Source organism: Vibrio sp. ZOR0018 (assembly GCF_963865925.1).
GTDB classification, from domain to species: domain Bacteria; phylum Pseudomonadota; class Gammaproteobacteria; order Enterobacterales; family Vibrionaceae; genus Vibrio; species Vibrio anguillarum.
Genome location: NZ_CAWMCN010000097.1, coordinates 29,846 through 48,200, shown reverse-complemented (window position 1 = coordinate 48,200; position 18,355 = coordinate 29,846). Strand labels below are relative to the sequence as shown.

Annotated in this window: 20 protein-coding genes; 11 read left to right on the top strand and 9 right to left on the bottom strand. The window is 44.5% G+C overall.

Annotation, left to right across the window (positions count from 1 at the left end; all coding sequences use genetic code 11):
* Positions 1 to 443: 443 nt before the first annotated feature.
* The 4 genes from AACR75_RS06180 to AACR75_RS06165 form a co-directional block, all read right to left on the bottom strand.
* Entirely contained in the window at positions 444 to 1,418 is a 975-nt protein-coding gene (locus AACR75_RS06180; protein WP_026027355.1) for a chemotaxis protein, read from the bottom strand.
* A 24-nt stretch (positions 1,419 to 1,442) separates the two neighbouring features.
* A complete protein-coding gene (locus AACR75_RS06175) occupies positions 1,443 to 2,222 on the bottom strand; it encodes a substrate-binding periplasmic protein (RefSeq protein ID WP_013856665.1) in 780 nt (259 codons plus the stop codon).
* A 157-nt stretch (positions 2,223 to 2,379) separates the two neighbouring features.
* Positions 2,380 to 3,060, bottom strand: coding sequence for a response regulator (locus tag AACR75_RS06170; RefSeq protein WP_013856664.1), 681 nt, complete (start codon positions 3,058 to 3,060; stop codon positions 2,380 to 2,382).
* Positions 3,057 to 4,676, bottom strand: a complete 1,620-nt coding sequence (locus AACR75_RS06165) for an ATP-binding protein (protein WP_017044817.1) — start codon at positions 4,674 to 4,676, stop codon at positions 3,057 to 3,059. Before AACR75_RS06165 ends, AACR75_RS06170 begins: the two co-directional genes overlap by 4 nt.
* Positions 4,677 to 5,036: 360 nt before the next feature.
* On the opposite strand from AACR75_RS06165, the gene AACR75_RS06160 reads away from it, so the two are divergent.
* The 5 genes from AACR75_RS06160 to AACR75_RS06140 all read left to right on the top strand — a co-directional run bounded on the left by AACR75_RS06160 (position 5,037) and on the right by AACR75_RS06140 (position 10,126).
* Entirely contained in the window at positions 5,037 to 5,291 is a 255-nt protein-coding gene (locus AACR75_RS06160) for a hypothetical protein (protein ID WP_013856662.1), read from the top strand.
* 144 nt (positions 5,292 to 5,435) lie between these two features.
* Positions 5,436 to 6,872, top strand: coding sequence for a TolC family protein (locus tag AACR75_RS06155; RefSeq protein WP_047691761.1), 1,437 nt, complete (start codon positions 5,436 to 5,438; stop codon positions 6,870 to 6,872).
* The gene (locus tag AACR75_RS06150) at positions 6,869 to 7,843 is read left to right on the top strand and encodes an HlyD family secretion protein (RefSeq protein ID WP_017042989.1); all 975 of its coding nucleotides are present in this window, start codon (positions 6,869 to 6,871) and stop codon (positions 7,841 to 7,843) included. Before AACR75_RS06155 ends, AACR75_RS06150 begins: the two co-directional genes overlap by 4 nt.
* A gap of 5 nt (positions 7,844 to 7,848) precedes the next feature.
* Positions 7,849 to 8,997 carry an ABC transporter permease gene (locus tag AACR75_RS06145; protein WP_047691759.1) on the top strand — a complete coding sequence of 383 codons (1,149 nt, stop codon included), beginning with the start codon at positions 7,849 to 7,851 and terminating at the stop codon, positions 8,995 to 8,997.
* Positions 8,990 to 10,126 carry an ABC transporter permease gene (locus tag AACR75_RS06140; protein ID WP_013856658.1) on the top strand — a complete coding sequence of 379 codons (1,137 nt, stop codon included), beginning with the start codon at positions 8,990 to 8,992 and terminating at the stop codon, positions 10,124 to 10,126. The genes AACR75_RS06145 and AACR75_RS06140 overlap by 8 nt, the downstream gene beginning before the upstream one ends.
* A 4-nt stretch (positions 10,127 to 10,130) precedes the next feature.
* On the opposite strand, the gene AACR75_RS06135 is transcribed toward AACR75_RS06140, so the two are convergent.
* Positions 10,131 to 10,505 (bottom strand): ATP-binding protein, encoded by a 375-nt coding sequence (locus tag AACR75_RS06135; protein ID WP_047691756.1) that lies wholly within the window; start codon positions 10,503 to 10,505, stop codon positions 10,131 to 10,133.
* A 137-nt stretch (positions 10,506 to 10,642) separates the two neighbouring features.
* Between AACR75_RS06135 and metA the strand changes: the two genes are divergently transcribed.
* Positions 10,643 to 11,584, top strand: coding sequence for a homoserine O-acetyltransferase MetA (metA, locus tag AACR75_RS06130; RefSeq protein WP_013856656.1), 942 nt, complete (start codon positions 10,643 to 10,645; stop codon positions 11,582 to 11,584).
* Between the two features lie 145 nt (positions 11,585 to 11,729).
* Positions 11,730 to 12,443 carry a type IV pilus biogenesis/stability protein PilW gene (gene pilW / locus AACR75_RS06125; protein ID WP_017048652.1) on the top strand — a complete coding sequence of 238 codons (714 nt, stop codon included), beginning with the start codon at positions 11,730 to 11,732 and terminating at the stop codon, positions 12,441 to 12,443.
* 22 nt (positions 12,444 to 12,465) lie between these two features.
* Here the strand turns inward: pilW and AACR75_RS06120 are convergent, their stop codons facing one another.
* From AACR75_RS06120 to AACR75_RS06110, 3 genes are all read right to left on the bottom strand, one after another.
* Positions 12,466 to 12,687, bottom strand: a complete 222-nt coding sequence (locus tag AACR75_RS06120; protein WP_017042994.1) for a hypothetical protein — start codon at positions 12,685 to 12,687, stop codon at positions 12,466 to 12,468.
* Positions 12,688 to 12,749: 62 nt separating this feature from the next.
* Positions 12,750 to 13,784 carry a 23S rRNA (adenine(1618)-N(6))-methyltransferase RlmF gene (rlmF, locus tag AACR75_RS06115; RefSeq protein ID WP_047691753.1) on the bottom strand — a complete coding sequence of 345 codons (1,035 nt, stop codon included), beginning with the start codon at positions 13,782 to 13,784 and terminating at the stop codon, positions 12,750 to 12,752.
* The gene (locus AACR75_RS06110) at positions 13,784 to 14,287 is read right to left on the bottom strand and encodes a M48 metallopeptidase family protein (protein WP_047691750.1); all 504 of its coding nucleotides are present in this window, start codon (positions 14,285 to 14,287) and stop codon (positions 13,784 to 13,786) included. Before AACR75_RS06110 ends, rlmF begins: the two co-directional genes overlap by 1 nt.
* A gap of 165 nt (positions 14,288 to 14,452) precedes the next feature.
* Here AACR75_RS06110 and AACR75_RS06105 point away from each other — a divergent pair, with 165 nt between their 5' ends.
* On the top strand, positions 14,453 to 14,680 hold the full coding sequence (locus AACR75_RS06105) for a glutaredoxin family protein (protein WP_010318599.1): 228 nt from the start codon (positions 14,453 to 14,455) through the stop codon (positions 14,678 to 14,680).
* A gap of 23 nt (positions 14,681 to 14,703) precedes the next feature.
* Here the strand turns inward: AACR75_RS06105 and AACR75_RS06100 are convergent, their stop codons facing one another.
* Positions 14,704 to 15,573 carry a LysR family transcriptional regulator gene (locus AACR75_RS06100; RefSeq protein WP_026027359.1) on the bottom strand — a complete coding sequence of 290 codons (870 nt, stop codon included), beginning with the start codon at positions 15,571 to 15,573 and terminating at the stop codon, positions 14,704 to 14,706.
* A 154-nt stretch (positions 15,574 to 15,727) separates the two neighbouring features.
* On the opposite strand from AACR75_RS06100, the gene AACR75_RS06095 reads away from it, so the two are divergent.
* The 3 genes from AACR75_RS06095 to AACR75_RS06085 all read left to right on the top strand — a co-directional run bounded on the left by AACR75_RS06095 (position 15,728) and on the right by AACR75_RS06085 (position 18,297).
* Entirely contained in the window at positions 15,728 to 16,942 is a 1,215-nt protein-coding gene (locus AACR75_RS06095; RefSeq protein ID WP_047691747.1) for an MFS transporter, read from the top strand.
* 69 nt (positions 16,943 to 17,011) lie between these two features.
* Complete coding sequence (locus AACR75_RS06090) at positions 17,012 to 17,578, top strand: DUF1415 domain-containing protein (protein ID WP_026027360.1); 567 nt, start codon at positions 17,012 to 17,014, stop codon at positions 17,576 to 17,578.
* 143 nt (positions 17,579 to 17,721) lie between these two features.
* Positions 17,722 to 18,297, top strand: a complete 576-nt coding sequence (locus tag AACR75_RS06085) for a nucleoside triphosphate pyrophosphohydrolase family protein (protein ID WP_010318603.1) — start codon at positions 17,722 to 17,724, stop codon at positions 18,295 to 18,297.
* Positions 18,298 to 18,355 lie beyond the last annotated feature (58 nt).

The following is an 18,355-nucleotide window of genomic DNA, read 5'->3' as shown; positions in this document are numbered from 1 at the left end:
GCTGGCAGAAAACCTATAAATCAGTAGACATATGCCTATATCTACCTAAGCTAACGTTATAATTTTGACACCGCCAATTACCTCCCCCTTGCCATTTTGCTCTCAGGGCGTAGAGCCAAGGGAGGAGAAGAAAAACACAGAGTTCACTCACGCTCAGGGTAAATGAGATGAAAGGAAAGCAGCGAGAGCAAGATAAAAACGTGATCGGAAAGACAAAGCGTAGAATGAGGAATTATAAAGTGTGAAAGAATATTACATTTTGACCAATCTAATAGAGTTTGATCTTCCTCCCATCTCTCCTTACTCATTGCTCGCTATTCGCGCCGCTGAGCTTAACGTTCAGAATTGTGGTAAAACAAAAAGAGCCTCAAATGAGACTCTCCTTAATTGGTCGCAGACTGACCGCTATACCCAAACAACTCTAAGTGGGAAGAGTATAAAGGTTAAGCAAATACATATTTATCCATCAGGGTGACCATTTTGCCAATTTCGGGTTTGGTCAAGGTATCATCAGCACCCAGTGCTAAGGCTTTTGCTCGGTTATCATCACTCATGATCGAGGAGAACATCACTATCGGCGTTGTTTTATAAGTTTCGCTGTCACGCAAGCGCTTCAACAAGTGCATACCATCCATGCGCGGCATTTCTACATCCGTTACGATCGCATTCACTAACTCTGTCACGGGTACGTTTTCGGACTTGGCTACTTTTTCAATTTCCATCAATTTCTCATAGGCTTCACCACCGTCTTTACACGCAATAATGTTGTAGCCTGCAGAGCTTAATGTGTCTTGTATTAAACTGCGGATAAACGCCGAATCATCCACCACCATGATGGTTTTCGCATTACGTTTGCTGATCATTTTTTGGTTGAGGTCGACCGATCTGTCCACCGTGACATCGTATTTTTCCATACTCAATTCAGGGTTGATGTCAGCGATGATTTTCTCAAAATCCAAAATCATGATCAGGTTGCCGTCTTTGCGAACAACCGCCACGACGCAATCTTGCTCACCCGCTTCTAAAAACTGACTCGGCGATTCAACGTCGTTCCAAGAAATACGGTGAATACGACTAATGCTGTCAATCAAAAAGCCATTGGTCATGCGGTTAAAATCCGTCACGATAACAAACTTTCGATCAAGGCTTGGATTAGTAGGCACACCAAGCCAACCGGCAAGATCAACTAACGGAGTCAGTACATCACGTGACGAAAATACACCGATCATATGCGGCTGAGCATTGGGATAATCGGTGGTATCAGGAACTTGTATCACTTCCCTAACTTTCGCAACGTTAATGCCGTAATAGCAGGTTTTCGTGCGTCCATCTGGCAGTACCTTTTCTAAATGGAACTCAATAATCTCAAGTTCGTTGGTACCACTCTCTGTCAAAATTGTACTACTTGGGTTGCTCATACTGGTCACTAATCTTAAGAATGGTTATTGGTATTTGTTTAATATGGCTTGATATCGATTAACACCGTCTTCATTAACCGTGTTCTTTACTTTATCAATACCCATTTGTAAATCGTCTAATAGTGTTTGGTCTATATTTTTATTAAAAGCATAGTAAAGTAATCCCTGCTTTAACACATAAAGTGTTTCAAATTGATCGGGGGCATATCCTGCTTGTTTTATCCACCAATGGGCTGACCGTTCATCGTATGCAATCAAATCAATACGCTTTTTCACTAACTGCTCTGCCAACATAGTGACATCCGTTGCTTCTTGCATTGAGTCTCTCGGAACACCATATTGCAACAGCATTTGTTCGCCGACGTCATCTTTTATCACCCCGATCTTATAGGAGGTAATTTCTAAAGGTTCCCCAAGTTTGATATTACTGCCTTTACGTGCAATTACCGAAACTTTGATGTCATCAATTGGGCCTACCCAATGAAATAATTCCTCTCTGTGTGACGTCCTTGTTGTCGAGAAAAGTACTCCGTCTTTTTTCAAAATGGTAGAGCGGTAAGAACGAGCCCACGGTTGCAATACGATCTGGCTCAATAATACGTCATGTCCTGAGAATTTAGCGGCTTCTTGAAGTAAATCAACCGAAATTCCAGTGATTTTGCCCTGATTCATAAAATTAAAAGGGGGATAGGCCTCTGTATAATACGTTAGTGTTTCAAGACTAGCGGGATAAGCAGGTGATGATGCCAACACACTGATTAGCCACATAGGTAGAATAGTACGCAGATATTTGATTACGTTCATCCTCTCTCCTACATGATGTTATCTGCCTTTTGTTCTTAAACTTTAGATGGGGTTTGAAACGCCGTCTAGTTCATCGCAAGCATTCATCATCAACAATACGAACGACGTGATTAAATAGCATTAAATTTCATGCGGTTAACTCATTAAATCTCTCGGCCTAACGCACAACTTTTTTATAGCAACGCTCCGGGCGACCAACCGTGCCGTAATTTAAGTCGGCGGTTAGCTCACCACTGCTGATTAAATATTCCAGATAACGCCTTGCCGTGGTTCGACTTGCGCCAATTTTTTCTCCCGCTTCGTCCGCGGTCAAACTGCATGGTGTATTAAAAAGATGGCGTATTTTGTCTAGCGTAACCCCATCAATTCCTTTGGGAAGACGCAGATGAGTGGGAAGCTCACTGGTATTAGCTGTCAACATTTTATCAACTACGTTTTGGTCAACATCAGCCACGGAGCCCAGCTCTAATTGTTGGGTTTGGTATTTCTTCAATGCCGATTCAAGACGGGGAAACATGACTGGCTTGAGCAAGTAATCAACTACGCCACCACGCATTGCCTGTTGTAGCGTCTCAACATCGCGCGCTGCAGTAATCAAAATTACATCACAGCCTTGGTTATTGCCTCGAACTTTCTGTAAGAGATCGAGCCCCGTACCATCCGGTAGATAAACATCCAGCAATACTAAATCGGGTTTGAGGATATCTAACTGCAATTGGGCATCGGCGTGAGTCGTTGCAATGCCAATGACTTCAAATCCCTCAATTTGTGTCAGGTAACGATGATGTAATTGCGCAATCGCGATATCATCTTCAATGATCATGACACGGGTATTCATACTTGTTCTTCCTTAGGCAGATAAACCGTAACTCTTGTTCCAACATCTTGATTACTTTTCATTTCTAGCTGCCCTTGATAGCGATCAGCTAACTGTTTTACCAGGTGTAAACCCACACCTCGGTTATGTTTTGCTTTGCTAGAGACTCCCTTTTGCCATAATTGCTGTGGCGACATTTGTTCGGGTAAACCACACCCTTTATCATCCACTTCAAGAATAATTTCGGCACCATAATCGCTGAGTGACACTTCAATGATGCGTCGTTCTTGTGTCACCCGTTTTTCATTGCGGATCATCGTGAGTGTCGCATCAAATGCATTGTCAATCAGGTTACCCAAGATAGTGACGATATCTTCGGCATTGATACGCTGCGGCAAAGGTTCTAGACGCGATCCCTCTTCAACGACTAACTCCAAACCAAGTTCACGAGCCCGCTCAGTTTTACCCAGCAGCATTCCGGCAATGAGTGGATCTCTAACTGTCTCGCGTAGAAATTCAATGAGCGATTGGTAATGAGCCGTTTCTTGCCCGATTAAATGCTGAACCGCTTCCAGCTCTCCCATCTGTACAAGCCCACTGATGGTGTTGAGTTTGTTGCGATGTTCGTGAGTTTGAGAGCGCAGCATTTCAGCATACTCTTTGGTTTGGGAGAGTTGCTCGGTTAACTCGTTGATTTCATCTCGGAGGCGGAAGCTGGACACCGCCCCAACCACTTTACCGTCAACAATAATCGGACTTCGATTGGCGATCAGACGCTGCTGATTGAGGTACAGCTCGATGTCGTGATCAGGCGTGCCACTTTCAATAACACTCATGAGATCACTTTCAGGCAGAAAAAGAGAAAGTGGTTGATTCAGTGCTTTCTCTCGGTTAATCGCCAAAATCTCACACGCACTTTTATTAATGGAACGAAGAATACCCGCCTCATCAATACTTAAAATTCCTTCCTTTAAGGTACTCATGGTGACATCGAGTTCGACATACAATCGGCCAATCTCTTCTGGTTCAAAACCGAGTATCGCTTTCTGAAAACGGCGTGAGGCGTAGCTGGAAAGTACAGCATTCGCCAGCACTACCAGCAGTGCCATCCCAATTAGGTAGATGAGAAAAGGTTCAATTTTATCTTGTAGTCGTTCTATTAAGTAACCAACTGACACCACACCAACGATTTGTCCTTGGGCATTTTTTACCGCCGATTTTCCACGCACGGATTTACCCAATGAACCCTGAGCAAAAGAAACGTATGACTCACCATGTAGCAAAGCTTGATCGTTATCTCCCCCTTTCATGGGAAGACCAATTCGTTCATCAACAGGATGGACTAAGCGGATCCCATGTTGATCGCCGATAACAATGAAGGTTGCACCGATTAATTTTGTTAACTCTCGATAACGCTGTTGGTGATCCACCCCACTACCAGATTCAAGCATATCGACCACTGATGGAGTTTGTGCAAGAAATGAAGCAACCCCCAAAGCCTTTAAGCCCATCTCTTCTTCTTGAGAATGTTTGATGTACACAAAACCAGCGGCAACTAACAGCAGTAATTCAATCAACCCTGAAAGGGTCATTATGATCAGCATACGCTTACGAAAACTGATACTACTCCACACCATAAATCCCTCTTTAACTCTGCATACAAGCTAACACTTATTTAACATTTGAGCGAAGAGAGAAACGAATAACTGTGAACAATACTACGCATTCCACGCACCATTTTGGTTCGTTTTATTGCAATCTATTTCGAAGACTTGCCAAGCAGAATATGCACAAGGTTTTATAAAAATTTATCATAGTTATTTCGTGATCTATATCACGCCTATTTTAGAAAAATTTTATCTTATAATGCCAAAGCATTTGTATACTAATTGTGCAGTGAAGAAGATGATGAGGAAACCTCACAAAAAGATAGCCCTATAATAACCATACCAATTGCTATCGATTCCATTCATAACATTGTCAGAAGGACACTTACAATGAAACGCGATGCCTTTGGAATTTGCCTTTCCCGAGATATGCTGTTTAACCATTTACAGTCTACCTTTACTCATGTTCGGGCTTATGAAGAAATAGCGACTGAGTCAAATGATGACCTGAGAGTGCTGCTCGCTTTCCCGCAGATGTCGGGTAAGGACGTGCTGACCACGATGCAAGGCAGTACAAACGTGAGAGGTAGTAAAAAATTGGTTTGGCGGGCCGATTATCTCTGCCCTTCTTACCATAAGTATTAAATTTAAATATTGAATTTTGATGATATGCGCTTCATGCTAGCGCATATCACTTGCTGTTGTTTCGACATTTCAACCCATCACACTGTTGACTTCCGCAGCAAAAAACTAGAGCATTAACTCTAATTATTATTACTCGAGCTTAGCATGAAAGCGAAAACACTCAGCCTATTCGTCTTTACTCTGCTTGGTGCAGCCCCTTCTTTCGCCGCGCCGATTTCCTTTCAACAAGCATGGGATCTTTTGCAACAGAGCAATAATTCACTTGCCGCTGGGCGGGCAAATGTCGAACGCTATCAGCATATTGAAAATTCCACAGACAGTCTCAATTTGCCTGCTGTTTCTATTGGTGCAAACTACACGCGTTTAGACCAAGATGTTACTTTGTCAGGAAAGCAGATATTCGATAGCACTGGGCAATCTATCCCATCATCTTTAGGTTTAGGTTTAGGACCGATACTCGCCAGTGCTGGCTCCATCACATCAACCATCACCGAACGTGATATTTTCAGCTCTTCGATTCGCGCTATTTGGCCCATTTTTACAGGCGGACGGATCAGCGCCGCACAAGCCGCTGCGGAAGGTAAAAAAGAAGAAGCACAAAGCCAGCTCGTAATGGAAACACAAGCGCGCTATGAAGACTTGAGCAAATATTACTTTAGTGTTCTTTTGGCAAAAGAGGTTTTAGTGACTCGCCAAGCCGTTGAGCAAGGGTTAACCAAGCACCGTGATAATGCACTAAAGTTAGAGCAACAAGGACAAATTGCCCATGTGGAACGGCTACAAGCTGAAGCCTCATTAGATAAAGCAACGGTTGAACGCAAAAAAGCACAAAAAACCTTAGATATTGCCCAAAGCGCACTAACCCAAATTCTAGGTCAAACAGAAAAAGTCGAGCCAAGTGGTTCACTGTTTGTCAATGACCGTTTACCGCCACTCTCTGTTTTTGTGGAGCAAACGCTCAATACCTATCCGGGCTTGGCACTACTTGAAGCAAAAGAAAAGCAAGCAAGCAGCTTGATCAAAGCTGAACAAGGCAAATACTATCCAGAAGTCTACCTTTACGGTGATTACAGCCTACATGAAGACGATTCGCTGGCCAGCCAAATGAAACCGGATTGGTTAGTGGGTATTGGGGTCAACATTCCGTTAATTGAAACATCGGGTCGCAGCGATCAAGTCAAAGCAGCGCACAGCGCGGTCTCACAAGTACGTTACTTAAAGGCGCAAGCTAAGCAAGACTTGAGCGTGTTGGTGGAAAAAACCTATTTGGAAGCCGAACAAGCATTGGAAGAAGTGATGGGACTAAACTCAAGTCTCACACTGGCTAATGAAAACCTGAACCTACGCCAAAAGGCATTCAGTCAGGGTTTAGCAACGTCTTTAGATGTAGTGGATGCAGAGCTCTACCTTGCTAGTATAAAAACGCAACAGTCATTAGCCAGCTTCAACTACTTACTTTCTTTAAATAAGTTACTGGCATTGACCAGTGAAATGAATACTTTCCCTATCTACACACAATCAGCGATTTTGTTGCACTCATCAATGACTCACGAATCACCTGCTCAAAAGGATGCCTTATGAAAGCCGTAAAACCAACACTGATTGCTCTTGCTGCTGTGGTGGCGATCTCTTGGGTAGGCTATCGCTTTTACCAAGCATCTCAACCTAAACCTGTCCGCTTACAAGGTCAAATTGAATCTCAACAATACAGTATTTCCTCAAAAGTTCCCGGCCGTATTGATCAGGTACTGGTGCGCAAAGGCGATAGCGTTGAACGTGGCCAGCTCATTTTCACGCTGCACAGCCCTGAAATTGAAGCTAAATTAGATCAAGCGATTGCGGGTCAAAAAGCGGCGGGCGCACTGGCTAAAGAAGCAGAAACAGGCGCACGCGATCAGCAGATCCAAGCGGCAAAAGATCAATGGCTTAAAGCCAAAGCCGCAGCGGATTTAATGGAAAAGACCTATTTGCGTGTCAATAATCTTTACCGTGATGGTGTCGTCGCTGAACAAAAGCGTGATGAAGCGAATACCCAATGGCAGGCCGCTAAATATACTGAAAGCGCCGCTTTTCAGATGTATCAAATGACCAAAGAAGGCGCACGCTCTGAAACTAAACTCGCTGCCGCGGAAAAAGAACGTATGGCTGCTGGTGCCGTAGCGGAAGTTGAAGCTTATGCCGCGGATACTAAAATTGAGAGTTGGTTTGACGGTGAAGTGTCCCAAGTACTTCTGCAAAGCGGCGAACTGGCTCCACAGGGCTTCCCTGTCGTCACTGTCGTGGATACCCAAGACTCATGGGCGGTGCTCAACGTACGCGAAGATCAACTCAAGCATTTTACGAAAGGCACAACATTTACGGCTTACTTACCTGCTTTAGAAGCCAAAGTAGAATTTATCGTTTCCCACATTGCAGTGATGGGTGATTTCGCCACATGGCGATCAACAGACGCCTCACAAGGGTTTGATTTACGCACCTTTGAAATCGAAGCTCGCCCTACCACACCTGTCGAAGGTTTGCGTATGGGAATGAGTTTAGTGGTTGAGCTATAAGCCTTATGTCGATTCAGGTTCGCCCTCAATGGCCTGTGCTGCGCCATGACCCTTGGCTATTGTCTAGCCTAAGCTGGATACCAATAGTATTGGCATTCAGTATTTGGTGGATTTTCTCACAAGGGATAGTGCGCGATCTGCCGATTGGCGTGGTCGATTTGTCTCACAGCCAATTGTCACGTCAATTGATAAGAGATTTCGATGCAACCTCGACTATGGCAGTCACGCACCAGTTCCAAGATGTCAATCAAGCCAAAACTGCGTTAATTGAAAGTGACATTTATGCGTACGTTGTCATTCCGTATCAATTTGATAAATCAATATTTCGTGGTGAGCAGCCACAAGTATCGACCTTCTTCAATAGCCAATACATTTTGGTTGGACGATTGATCAACTCTGCTATTGTTCAAGCACAAAGTACGTTCAATGCCCAAGTGGATGTCGTAAAAAACCTAGCGACTAGCCAACAAACCACATTGAGTGCGATGGGGCGAGCCGTACCAATCAGAACACAGATTACGCCCCTGTTTAATCTCAATACAAACTATGCGCAATTTTTAGTCTCGGCGGTTATACCCGCTCTTTGGCAAATCGTGGTCGTGGTCAGTACCATTATGATTTTGGCAGCAAACCATCGTCACTTTGGTTTGCAAACGTGGCTTGGAGAAAAGCCATTACGAATTTTAACGCTAACATTGATGCGTTATCTGCCGATTTTTATGTTGCAAGGGATTGGTTTTTTAATCTGGTTTTATCAAATATTAATGTGGCCAATGCACGGCAGTTTTGCTCTATTGATTATCGCACAACTTGCAATGACGCTCGCCTGTATGATCATGGGCGCACTCTTTTTCTTTCTAACACTCGATCCGGCAAGAGCAATGAGTTTTGCTGGCGCTTTTACCGCACCAAGTTTTGCGTTTATGGGCATTACGTTCCCAGTGACGGATATGAATACTCTAGCGCAGTGGTGGCGAAGCCTGCTACCAGTGAGTCACTACATTGAAGTGCAAGTAAGCCAAGTGAGTTATAACGCTGAATTGCTGTCATCACTTAAGTATTTAGTGCCAATGCTGGGCTATGCATTGCCGCTGCTGCTCACTTTGATTCTTATCCGTAAACACAAGCAAGCCGAGCGAATCAACCATGACTGAAACTACGCGATTCATTGCTCTACTTAAAGCAGAGCTAAAAGCGCTATTCACTAACCCTGTGGTGCTGTTGACTGTCTTTGGTGGCGTGGTTTTTTACTCCTTTTTATACCCTTTGCCTTATACGCAGCAAACTCCACGCGAGCAGACACTCTCGATTGTCAATCTCGATAAAAGCCAAGCTAGTTACCAACTAGAACGCATGGTTGACGCAACGCCACAAGTCAAAGTGATTCAACGAGACAGTACCATTGAAGATGCCAAGCAGGCGTTTCTTAACCGCAAAGTTAGCGGTATTTTAGTGATTCCTGAACATTTTTATAAAGACCTACTGCTTGGGAAAAGTCCAACACTGGCCTACGCTGGCGATGCCTCTTACTTTCTAGTGTACGGCACCATCGTTGAGGGCTTATCGCAAGCTGGTGGAACCTTAGCCGCGAAAAGTAAAGTGTCACGTTTAGTGATGGAAGGAGAACCGCTTTCTCTGGCCGCTCAGCACTATTCCGCCACAAGCATCAACCTAAAACCGACCTTTAACCCACGCATGGGTTATGTTGATTACGTTGTCCCAGCGGTGTTTGTTTTGATCTTACAACAAACCATGATCATGGCGGCAGGATTAATGGGCGGAACACAAAAGCACGGAAATGGCTACTGGAGCCATACCACACCGCTACGATTAATATTGGTACGCAGCATTGTCCTTGTTGCTGTTTATTATCTACTCAGCATGTACTACTTTGGTGCCAGTTTTACCTCACATGGTGTCAACACCCTCGCCAGTGCGGGGCATTTATTGCTACTTCTACTGCCTTTCTTACTGGCCTCTTGCCTATGCGGCATTTGGCTTGGTTCAGTTACACCGCGGCGAGAATTGGTGACGTTAGTGGTATTAATCAGCTCAATGCCACTGATTTTTTCAGCTGGTTTTATTTGGCCGTTAGAAGCAATTCCACGCCCTATCATTTGGATATCCAACCTCTTTCCAAGTACGCCTGCCATTCAGAGTTTTCTCAGTTTGAACCAAATGGGCGCATCATGGGATCAAATCAGCACTCAGTGGGGGATCTTGTGGGTGCAAGTGTTTGGTTGGGGAGCCCTTGCTTTTTACCAACTCCAGCGGAAGCGTTAATTAATCATTCCTGCCACTGCTGACGCATACGCTCAACAGTGGCATCATCGATACCATGAACATTCTGGTACTGCGCACGGCAAACATTAATCACTAAGGTTGCATGGTAATGTTTAGCCAACTGGCGGTAAGCTCGCATCTCCCACTGTCGAACAAAAGTATTCGCCACAACAACGTCCTCACCTTGCGCTAAACAGCGCTCCACTTGCTGTTGACACCACCGATGAGCTTGCTCGATTTTATCTGGCTGATAACAATAGTTGCCTTTCTCATTGATAAAATACATATCCGCTTCAAAATGTTTTGCATGTAGCGTCCTTGCTAAGGTGCTTTTGCCTGAGCCGGGTAATCCCCTGATCAAAGTTAAGGTTAGCGCCATGTGTATCCAACAGGTAAGTAAACGGATATCCAATAGTAACCAATTTCACAGCAAGATTCATTTTGCTATCGACATCTGGTTTTGATTGAGTTAAGTTCGGCAGTATAGACGTCCAAAAATAGCTTAGGGAGAAAGCTGTGCCGATTAAGATCCCCGACCAACTGCCTGCCGGTGATGTACTGCGTCATGAGAACATTTTCGTGATGTCAGAAACACGTGCCGCCACACAGGGCATCCGTCCACTGAAAGTTTTGATTTTGAATTTAATGCCGAAGAAAATCGAAACCGAGACTCAGTTTTTGCGCCTGTTATCCAATACTCCGCTGCAAGTGGATATTGAATTACTGAGAATTGATGAGCGCCCAAGTAAAAATACCCCCACTGAGCATTTGGAGAACTTTTACCGTCAATTTGAGATGGTAAAAAATCGCAACTTCGACGGGCTCATCATCACCGGAGCGCCTTTGGGGTTGGTCCAATTTGAAGATGTGATTTATTGGGAACACTTAAAAAGCGTGATGGAATGGGCTAAAAATCACGTCACTTCCACACTCTACGTTTGCTGGGCAGCGCAAGCGGGGCTAAAACTGCTCTACAATCTGCCCAAACGAACTCGCAAAGAAAAATTATCGGGCGTTTATCATCATGAAATCCACCATCCCTTTCATCCGATATTACGCGGCTTTGACGACACCTTTTTAGCGCCCCATTCTCGTTATGCTGATTTCTCACCAGAATACTTAGCCGAACATACGAATTTAGATATTCTCGCCACCTCTGATGTGGCGGGTGTGTACTTAGCCTCAACCAAAGACAAACGTAACGTGTTTGTCACAGGTCACCCTGAGTACGACGCACATACACTGCATGGTGAATATATTCGAGATTTAGGTGAAGGGATGGAACCCGCAATCCCAGTCAACTACTACCCCAATGATAATCCAGATAATAAACCAGTCGCCAGTTGGCGAAGCCACGGTCACTTGCTGTTTGCAAACTGGTTAAACTACTGTGTTTACCAACAAACACCTTACGACCTTGAACACTTTAGCGAAGATAAATTTACCAAAGACGATTAGTGTTTCATGCCTGATCATCTCAGTAATGAGGTGTTCAGGTTTTCATCAAACATAGTGCATACTGACTCGCATTCTTCTCTGCTCTTTCCCCCTCGATCTTCTGATTTCCTTATCATGCGTCTAAGCGATTTAGGAGCTGCAGATAATGAAAAAAGTACTGATGATATTGATAATGTTCACGTTATCGGCCTGTGTCACCGTGAACGAAAAAGGTGAGCCTGAAGTAAAAGCGGATCCGGTTGAAATGGCCGAATCTCGCATTGCGCTCGGCCTAGGCTATTTAGAAAATGGCAACATGAGCAAAGCGCGTGAGAACCTAGAAAAAGCCACACAACATGCGCCGACTTACTATCGCTCGCAACTTGCGATGGCTCATTACTACGAAACTGTCGGTGAAACAGAGGCCGCACGTAAAACCTATCAAACCGCGCTTCGCGCTCATCCCAAAAACGGCAATATTCTCAATAACTACGGCACATTTTTGTGCAAGCAGGGCGAATATCAAAAAGCCGATGAATATTTTAACCGCGCCATTGCTCAACCCTATTATTACCTTGTCCCTGCAAGCTATGAGAACGCAGCCTTTTGCGCGTTAAAATCTGGCGATAAAGAACAAGCGCGCTACTATTTTACAAAAACATTAGACCATGACCCTAATCGAGCTCGTTCATTGCTGCAATTAGCTAAATTGGAAATTGACGCTCAACAATACACGCAAGCTCGCATTCGCTTGATGCAATTTAATCAGCGCTACGGTAACCAAAAAACATCGCTTCAATTATTGGTAGAGTTAGAGAAAAAGGCAGGAAATAAAGCGTTAGAGAAAAAATATCAAGCGGCGCTCGATATCTTTTCCTAACATCGTATTACTAGGGCAAGGGTTATTTGATATTGGTGGGTCTACCGTCTTTGCCACCATTACGGTCACGATAGTGGATACGGCGAAGACGTCTGACTTTCTGAGCGCGCTGAATTTTTTGATATTCGCGATAGATAATACGAATAAAAAACCCAAGCCCAATCATCGCAAGCAAGGCAAACAGATAAGCGAAGGGCTGGCAGATCCAGTCAGGTTGGCAAGGTAAATAAAGGTCAAAGTCCATACCTTACTCCTTCTATTGCTATCTCAACTCACTGACCAATATAGTCAATCAACGAAGTCAGCCTAGCACTTTGCCGCTAACCATTGTTTGCGTTGACTGTCATTTTGGAAACTCCATGCGATGAATCGACTCACTTTTTGCCCTTGTTGCATTTCAACAACCTTCACCACTGCAGCACCCACTTTATCTAACTGTTTTTGCATCCAACGTACATTCTCTTTTTTAGAGATCAATGTGGTGAACCACAGCACTTGCTGAGCGTAGTGTTGACTTTCAAAGGCCATGTTTTTAATAAAGGCAGCTTCACCACCGGGGCACCATAACTCAGCTTTTTGTCCACCAAAGTTGAGCGTGACCGCCTTACTTCTGTTAGCGTCTTGCCCCGCAATTTCTTGACCTTTTTTGACTCGATTACGCTGTAAATTTTTCAACTTACGTTCGCTGCCTTGCTGCGCCTCTACTTGTGACGCGTGGAAAGGCGGGTTGCACGTGGTGAGATCGTAACGCTCATTTTCTTGAATAATCTGCTTAAAAATGTGTTTTGCATCACTCTGCAAACGGCATTCAATACGCCCATTGAGTGAAGCATTGCCATTAACCACCAGATTGGCGGATTTAATAGAGATAGGATCAATATCGCTACCAACATAGTGCCAGCCGTACTCTGCCACGCCCACTATCGGATAAATACAGTTCGCTCCGACCCCAATATCAAGTGCGTGAACCTTCTCATGCTTGATTGCTGAGCACTCATCTAGCAGCAGATCGGCCACGCGATGAATATAATCAGCTCGACCGGGGATCGGCGGGCACAAATACCCAGCGGGAATATCCCAATGGGTCACATGATAATGATGTGCCAATAACGCTTTGTTGAGCATTTTCACCGCCATCGCATCGGAGAAATTGATGCTCGGTTCACCATTCGGGTTGCGAATAACAAAGGGCTTCAAAGCAGGCAGTGTATTAATCAGCGCGGGGAAATCGTATTGTCCTTGATGCTGATTACGAGGATGTAACCCCTGCTTTGCTTTTAACGCAGGTTTTTTATGGCTCGCTTCAGGTTGGCTTTTCTGCGACTTCGCTTTGGCTGACATTACTGCTCCTCTTTTAAATCGAGATACATCATAAACAATCGTGCATCAAACTCGAGCTGATGATAATTCGGTTCCATATGGCAACACAGTTGATAGAAGGCCTTGTTATGCTCTTTCTCTTTGATGTGAGCCAGCTCATGTACCACTAGCATGCGCAACAGCGGCTCCGGTGCTTCTTTAAACATGCTCGCTATGCGGATCTCATTTTTAGATTTGATTTTCCCACCATGCACTTTGGCAACATAACTGTGCAACCCTAGTGCGTTATTGATAATGTGGATTTTATTGTCGTACACCACTTTACTGATCGGCGCCGTTTTCTTCATGTATTGATTTTTGAGATCAATCGCGTAGTTAAACAACGCTTTTTCACTTTGAATCGAATGGCGCTGTGGGTAGCGTTGCTCAAACCAGCTAACGAATTTACCGACCGTGATCAACTGTTCAACTTGTGAAACGAGATGAGGCGGATAGTTTTGTATGTAACGAAAAGATGGATGCATAGCCCAGCAACTGACTCATAAAAAAGGCGCTAAGTGTAACTGAATCAAGCCTGCGTTTCATCTTTCCAATCACAAGGAGCAAGGCTTCGTATCCGAGAGAGTTGAAACTCAGCGCCTCGGTGGGTAAACTTGCCGCCCTTTATGTTCGGTTAATGAGTGAATTGGATGAAACGTATTGTGCTCTACGTCAAAGATAAATGCCCGCACTGTAAAGATGCTCAGCGCTATCTTGACGCCAAACAGATCCCCTACCGCTTATGTAACGCAAAAATGCAACGCGGCCGGAAGGAACTAGATGCGATCGGCGCGCGCAGTGTACCGGCTTTAAAAATTGGTGATCGAATTATGATTGGCTGGAACCCAAACAACTTTGAAAAAATCTATCAAAGTTAATCGAACGATACACATAGCCCCTTTCACACGTACTGTTTCACAAATTCAATAAAAGTACGGTCGGCATTAGACAAATAGCCCTCTTTGCGCCATGCGAGGGCTAAATCTAACCAGACTGGCGGTTCAAAAGGGATCGCTCGTACATCCGGTTCATGCTCCGTTACAAGCTCTAATAACGCAGTCACTGCGTACTCATGTTTGACAATACTTAAAATCATTGGCAACAGATTGGTTTCAAAAGAGAAATGTGCGCTGAGCTTATGCTCTTTACACACTTTATCAATGAAGTCGCGGTGGAAATAACCGGGCTTAAACATTACCAATTCATGCTCAAAAAAGGTCTTAAAATCTATCGATTCTCGTTGTGCTAACTCATGTTCTTTCCCCACTACCGCCACCATTTGCGATGATAAGAGGGGATCAACCTCTAAATCCGGAGGAAGATCATGATTGAGGATCACGCCAATATCTAGCTCACCACTGAGCAACATTTTCCGAATCGACTGAGTTCCTGCTTCTATCACCGTCATTTTTAGCAAGGGAAAGTGACTTTTAAAAGCCATTACAATTTCTGGAAAGAAATAGGATCCCATCATGCTCGGCGCGCCCAGCCTCACTTCGCCTTTGACGAGCCCTTTAAGCTCATCCATCGCCAATTGTGCATCTTCAAGTTGCTGCAAAATACGAGTGGCGTGTTCATATAACACTTGCCCTTCATGGGTCAGCGTCACTTTTCGCTCATCTCTTTTTAGCAAAACAACCCCTAATTGCTGCTCAAATTTTTTAATCGAAATACTGAGTGCTGGCTGCGCAATGTGCAGTTGCTGGGCTGCTAAAGTAAAGCTGCCGCACTGAACCACAGCCGAAAAATGTTTTAGATGGCGAGTATCCATAGCTTTATGGTTCCACAAAATCAAACGAAGCGAGATTCGTCCAACGAGGTTGGGATATATTTTATATATCACGACGATATTTTTAATATATTTTATTAATCACCAAGCCACTGCTACTGTGATCACAGATACATAACGTAAGTGAAGCGTAATCATGATCGAAATTGGCAGTAAAGAATACCGAAAAGTCACTTGGGGACTAGCGCTCGGCTCGTTCTTAGTCTTTTGTAATCTCTATCTTTTTCAGCCAATGTTGCCCTACCTTGCTACGCATTTTGCGGTTTCGGAAACTCAAATTAACTGGTTATTTGCCGCATCAACCCTCGCACTCTCCGTCAGTTTAGTCCCTTGGGCAATCAGCTCCGAATCCTTTGGCCGCCGCAAAGTGATGTTATTAGGGCTATTCATGATGCCATTAATCGGCAGCTTGATGCTGATCAGCCAACAACTGTGGGTGCTGGTTTTAACTCGTGCACTAATGGGCGTCGCATTGGCCGCCTTTGCTTCGGTTGCCGTGGCTTACATGGCTGAGGAGCTTTCACCTCAAGCTTTTAGCCAAGCGATTGGCGGTTATATTGCTGCCAATTCATTAGGTGGCATCAGCGGCCGAATTTTAGGCGGTATATTGACCGACGCTTTTGGCTGGCAACAAGCCGTGATTGTGATTGCCTTGCTTACTTTCGTATGCGCTATCATTGTGCTGTGGTTGCTGCCCATTCAACGCAATTTCACGCCGCAACGAGGCTTATTCTTTCACCACAATCGTGCGCTAGTAAAACATCTTTCTAACCGCACACTGTGGCTAGCGATGCTGATTGGTGGCACTAACTTTGCGCTGTTTGTTAACCTTTACTCTGTGATGGGCTTTCGGCTTGTCGCCGAACCTTACTCGCTACCGATTGGCTTAGCATCATTGATCTTCCTATGTTATTTGGCGGGAACACTCAGCTCGAAACTGACCGCCAACTGGACAAAACGCTACAATGCCATTTCGGGCATGATGTTGGGAGCCTTACTCAGTTTGTCGGGGATGTGGCTAGCCTTGGTTGAATCAATCCCGTTTATGCTGATCGGTTTAATGTTGATCAGTTTCGGCGCCTTTTTTACTCATACGCTTGCCTATTCATGGGTGAGCCAAAAGGCCAGCAGCGCAAAAGCAACCGCGACCGCTCTGTATTTGGTTCATTACTATGTAGGTGGCAGCCTCGGCGGGTTTTTCCTACTCTATTGCTGGCAAAATGGCGGTTGGCCGGTAGTGGTTTCGGGTGGAATGGTGTTGTATGTGGCGATGTTTTTTCTCTGTTGGAAATTGCGCCATGATGACCACGCCCTTGCGCACCGCAAACCGCTGCATGAATTGATCAAGTAGTGTTATCCACTCACTTTATCAAAAGACTCATGTTATGCTTGCGCCAAATTGACTGTTTTAATAAGCACTATGAGCGTAACGATAAATAAAACCGCCATCACAACTGAAGTCGAACAGTGGCTTAACGATGTGGTGATTGGCTTAAATCTCTGCCCTTTCGCCGCAAAACCACAACGTAACCAACAGATCAAAATTTTCGTCAGTGAAGCGGATACTGAAGAACAATTGCTGCAAGACATTTTGCAACAATTGCTAGAGTTAGAAGGCAGCTCGGCACAGTCTCTTGAGACCACCTTAGTGGTAGTGCCAAACATGCTCGAAGATTTTTTTGAGTACAACTTTTTTATCGATTGGGTCGAAGCATTAATTACGCAACAAGATTGGCAAGGCATCTTCCAAGTCGCTACCTTTCACCCTCACTACTGTTTTGGCGGCACACGCCCCGAAGATGACGAAAACCTAACTAACCGTTCGCCGTACCCGATTTTCCATCTTATTCGTGAAGAGAGCATGGAAAAAGTACTCAAGCACTACCCTAACCCAGAAGCGATTCCCGATACCAATATCGCTCGTGTTAGTGCTCTAAGTGACCAAGAACGCCGCCAACTGTTTCCTTATTTGTTTCTCAATAAGTAACCCTGTTCTTTGACCAAACTGATGGCATGGGTCGCAGCTTTGCCATCAGTTTGTTACTATCCATTTTCTTACTATCAGTTTATTACTATCAATTTGTTACTACGCGTCACAATCCCTGTTAACCAAACCAATGGACCGAGATAATGCATTTATCCAAGCTTACTCAAGAGATTTACGATCATCTTTACCGCGATATTACCGAGTTTCGTAGCACCTTTGATCTCCCCGTTGCTGATGCCAGCAGCTTAAACGATAAAGCTGACACGTTGCATACTTCGCTCGCGATTGAAGAGTTGACTGAACTTGCTGAAGCTGACAATAAAACGGAACAAGCGGATGCGATCATCGATACTGTGTATGTTTTGATGGGTCGTTTAGTCCACCTTGGACATAGCCAAGTGAGTGACAACTTAGCGATCAGCTATTTGATTGATCTTCTGCTCAATGTTGCCGTGAATCGTGGCATCGAATTTATTCCATGCTGGGATGAAGTACACAGCTCGAACATGAGTAAAGTATGTCGCAATGAAAAAGAGTATGCCGATACCCAAGCCTACTATGCTGAACAAGGTATTGAGCTGATGGCCGTACAAAAAGGCGACTACATTATTGCTAAATGCGCACAAGATTTTGTCTCTGAAGGCAAAACGATTCGCCAAGGTAAAGTGCTCAAATCAGTCTATTACCGTCCTGCTGACCTTGCTTCATTGACGCAATAACCTTGCAAAGACTCAGATAAAAAAAACCACCTTGTGGGAGCAAGGTGGTTAAGAGACT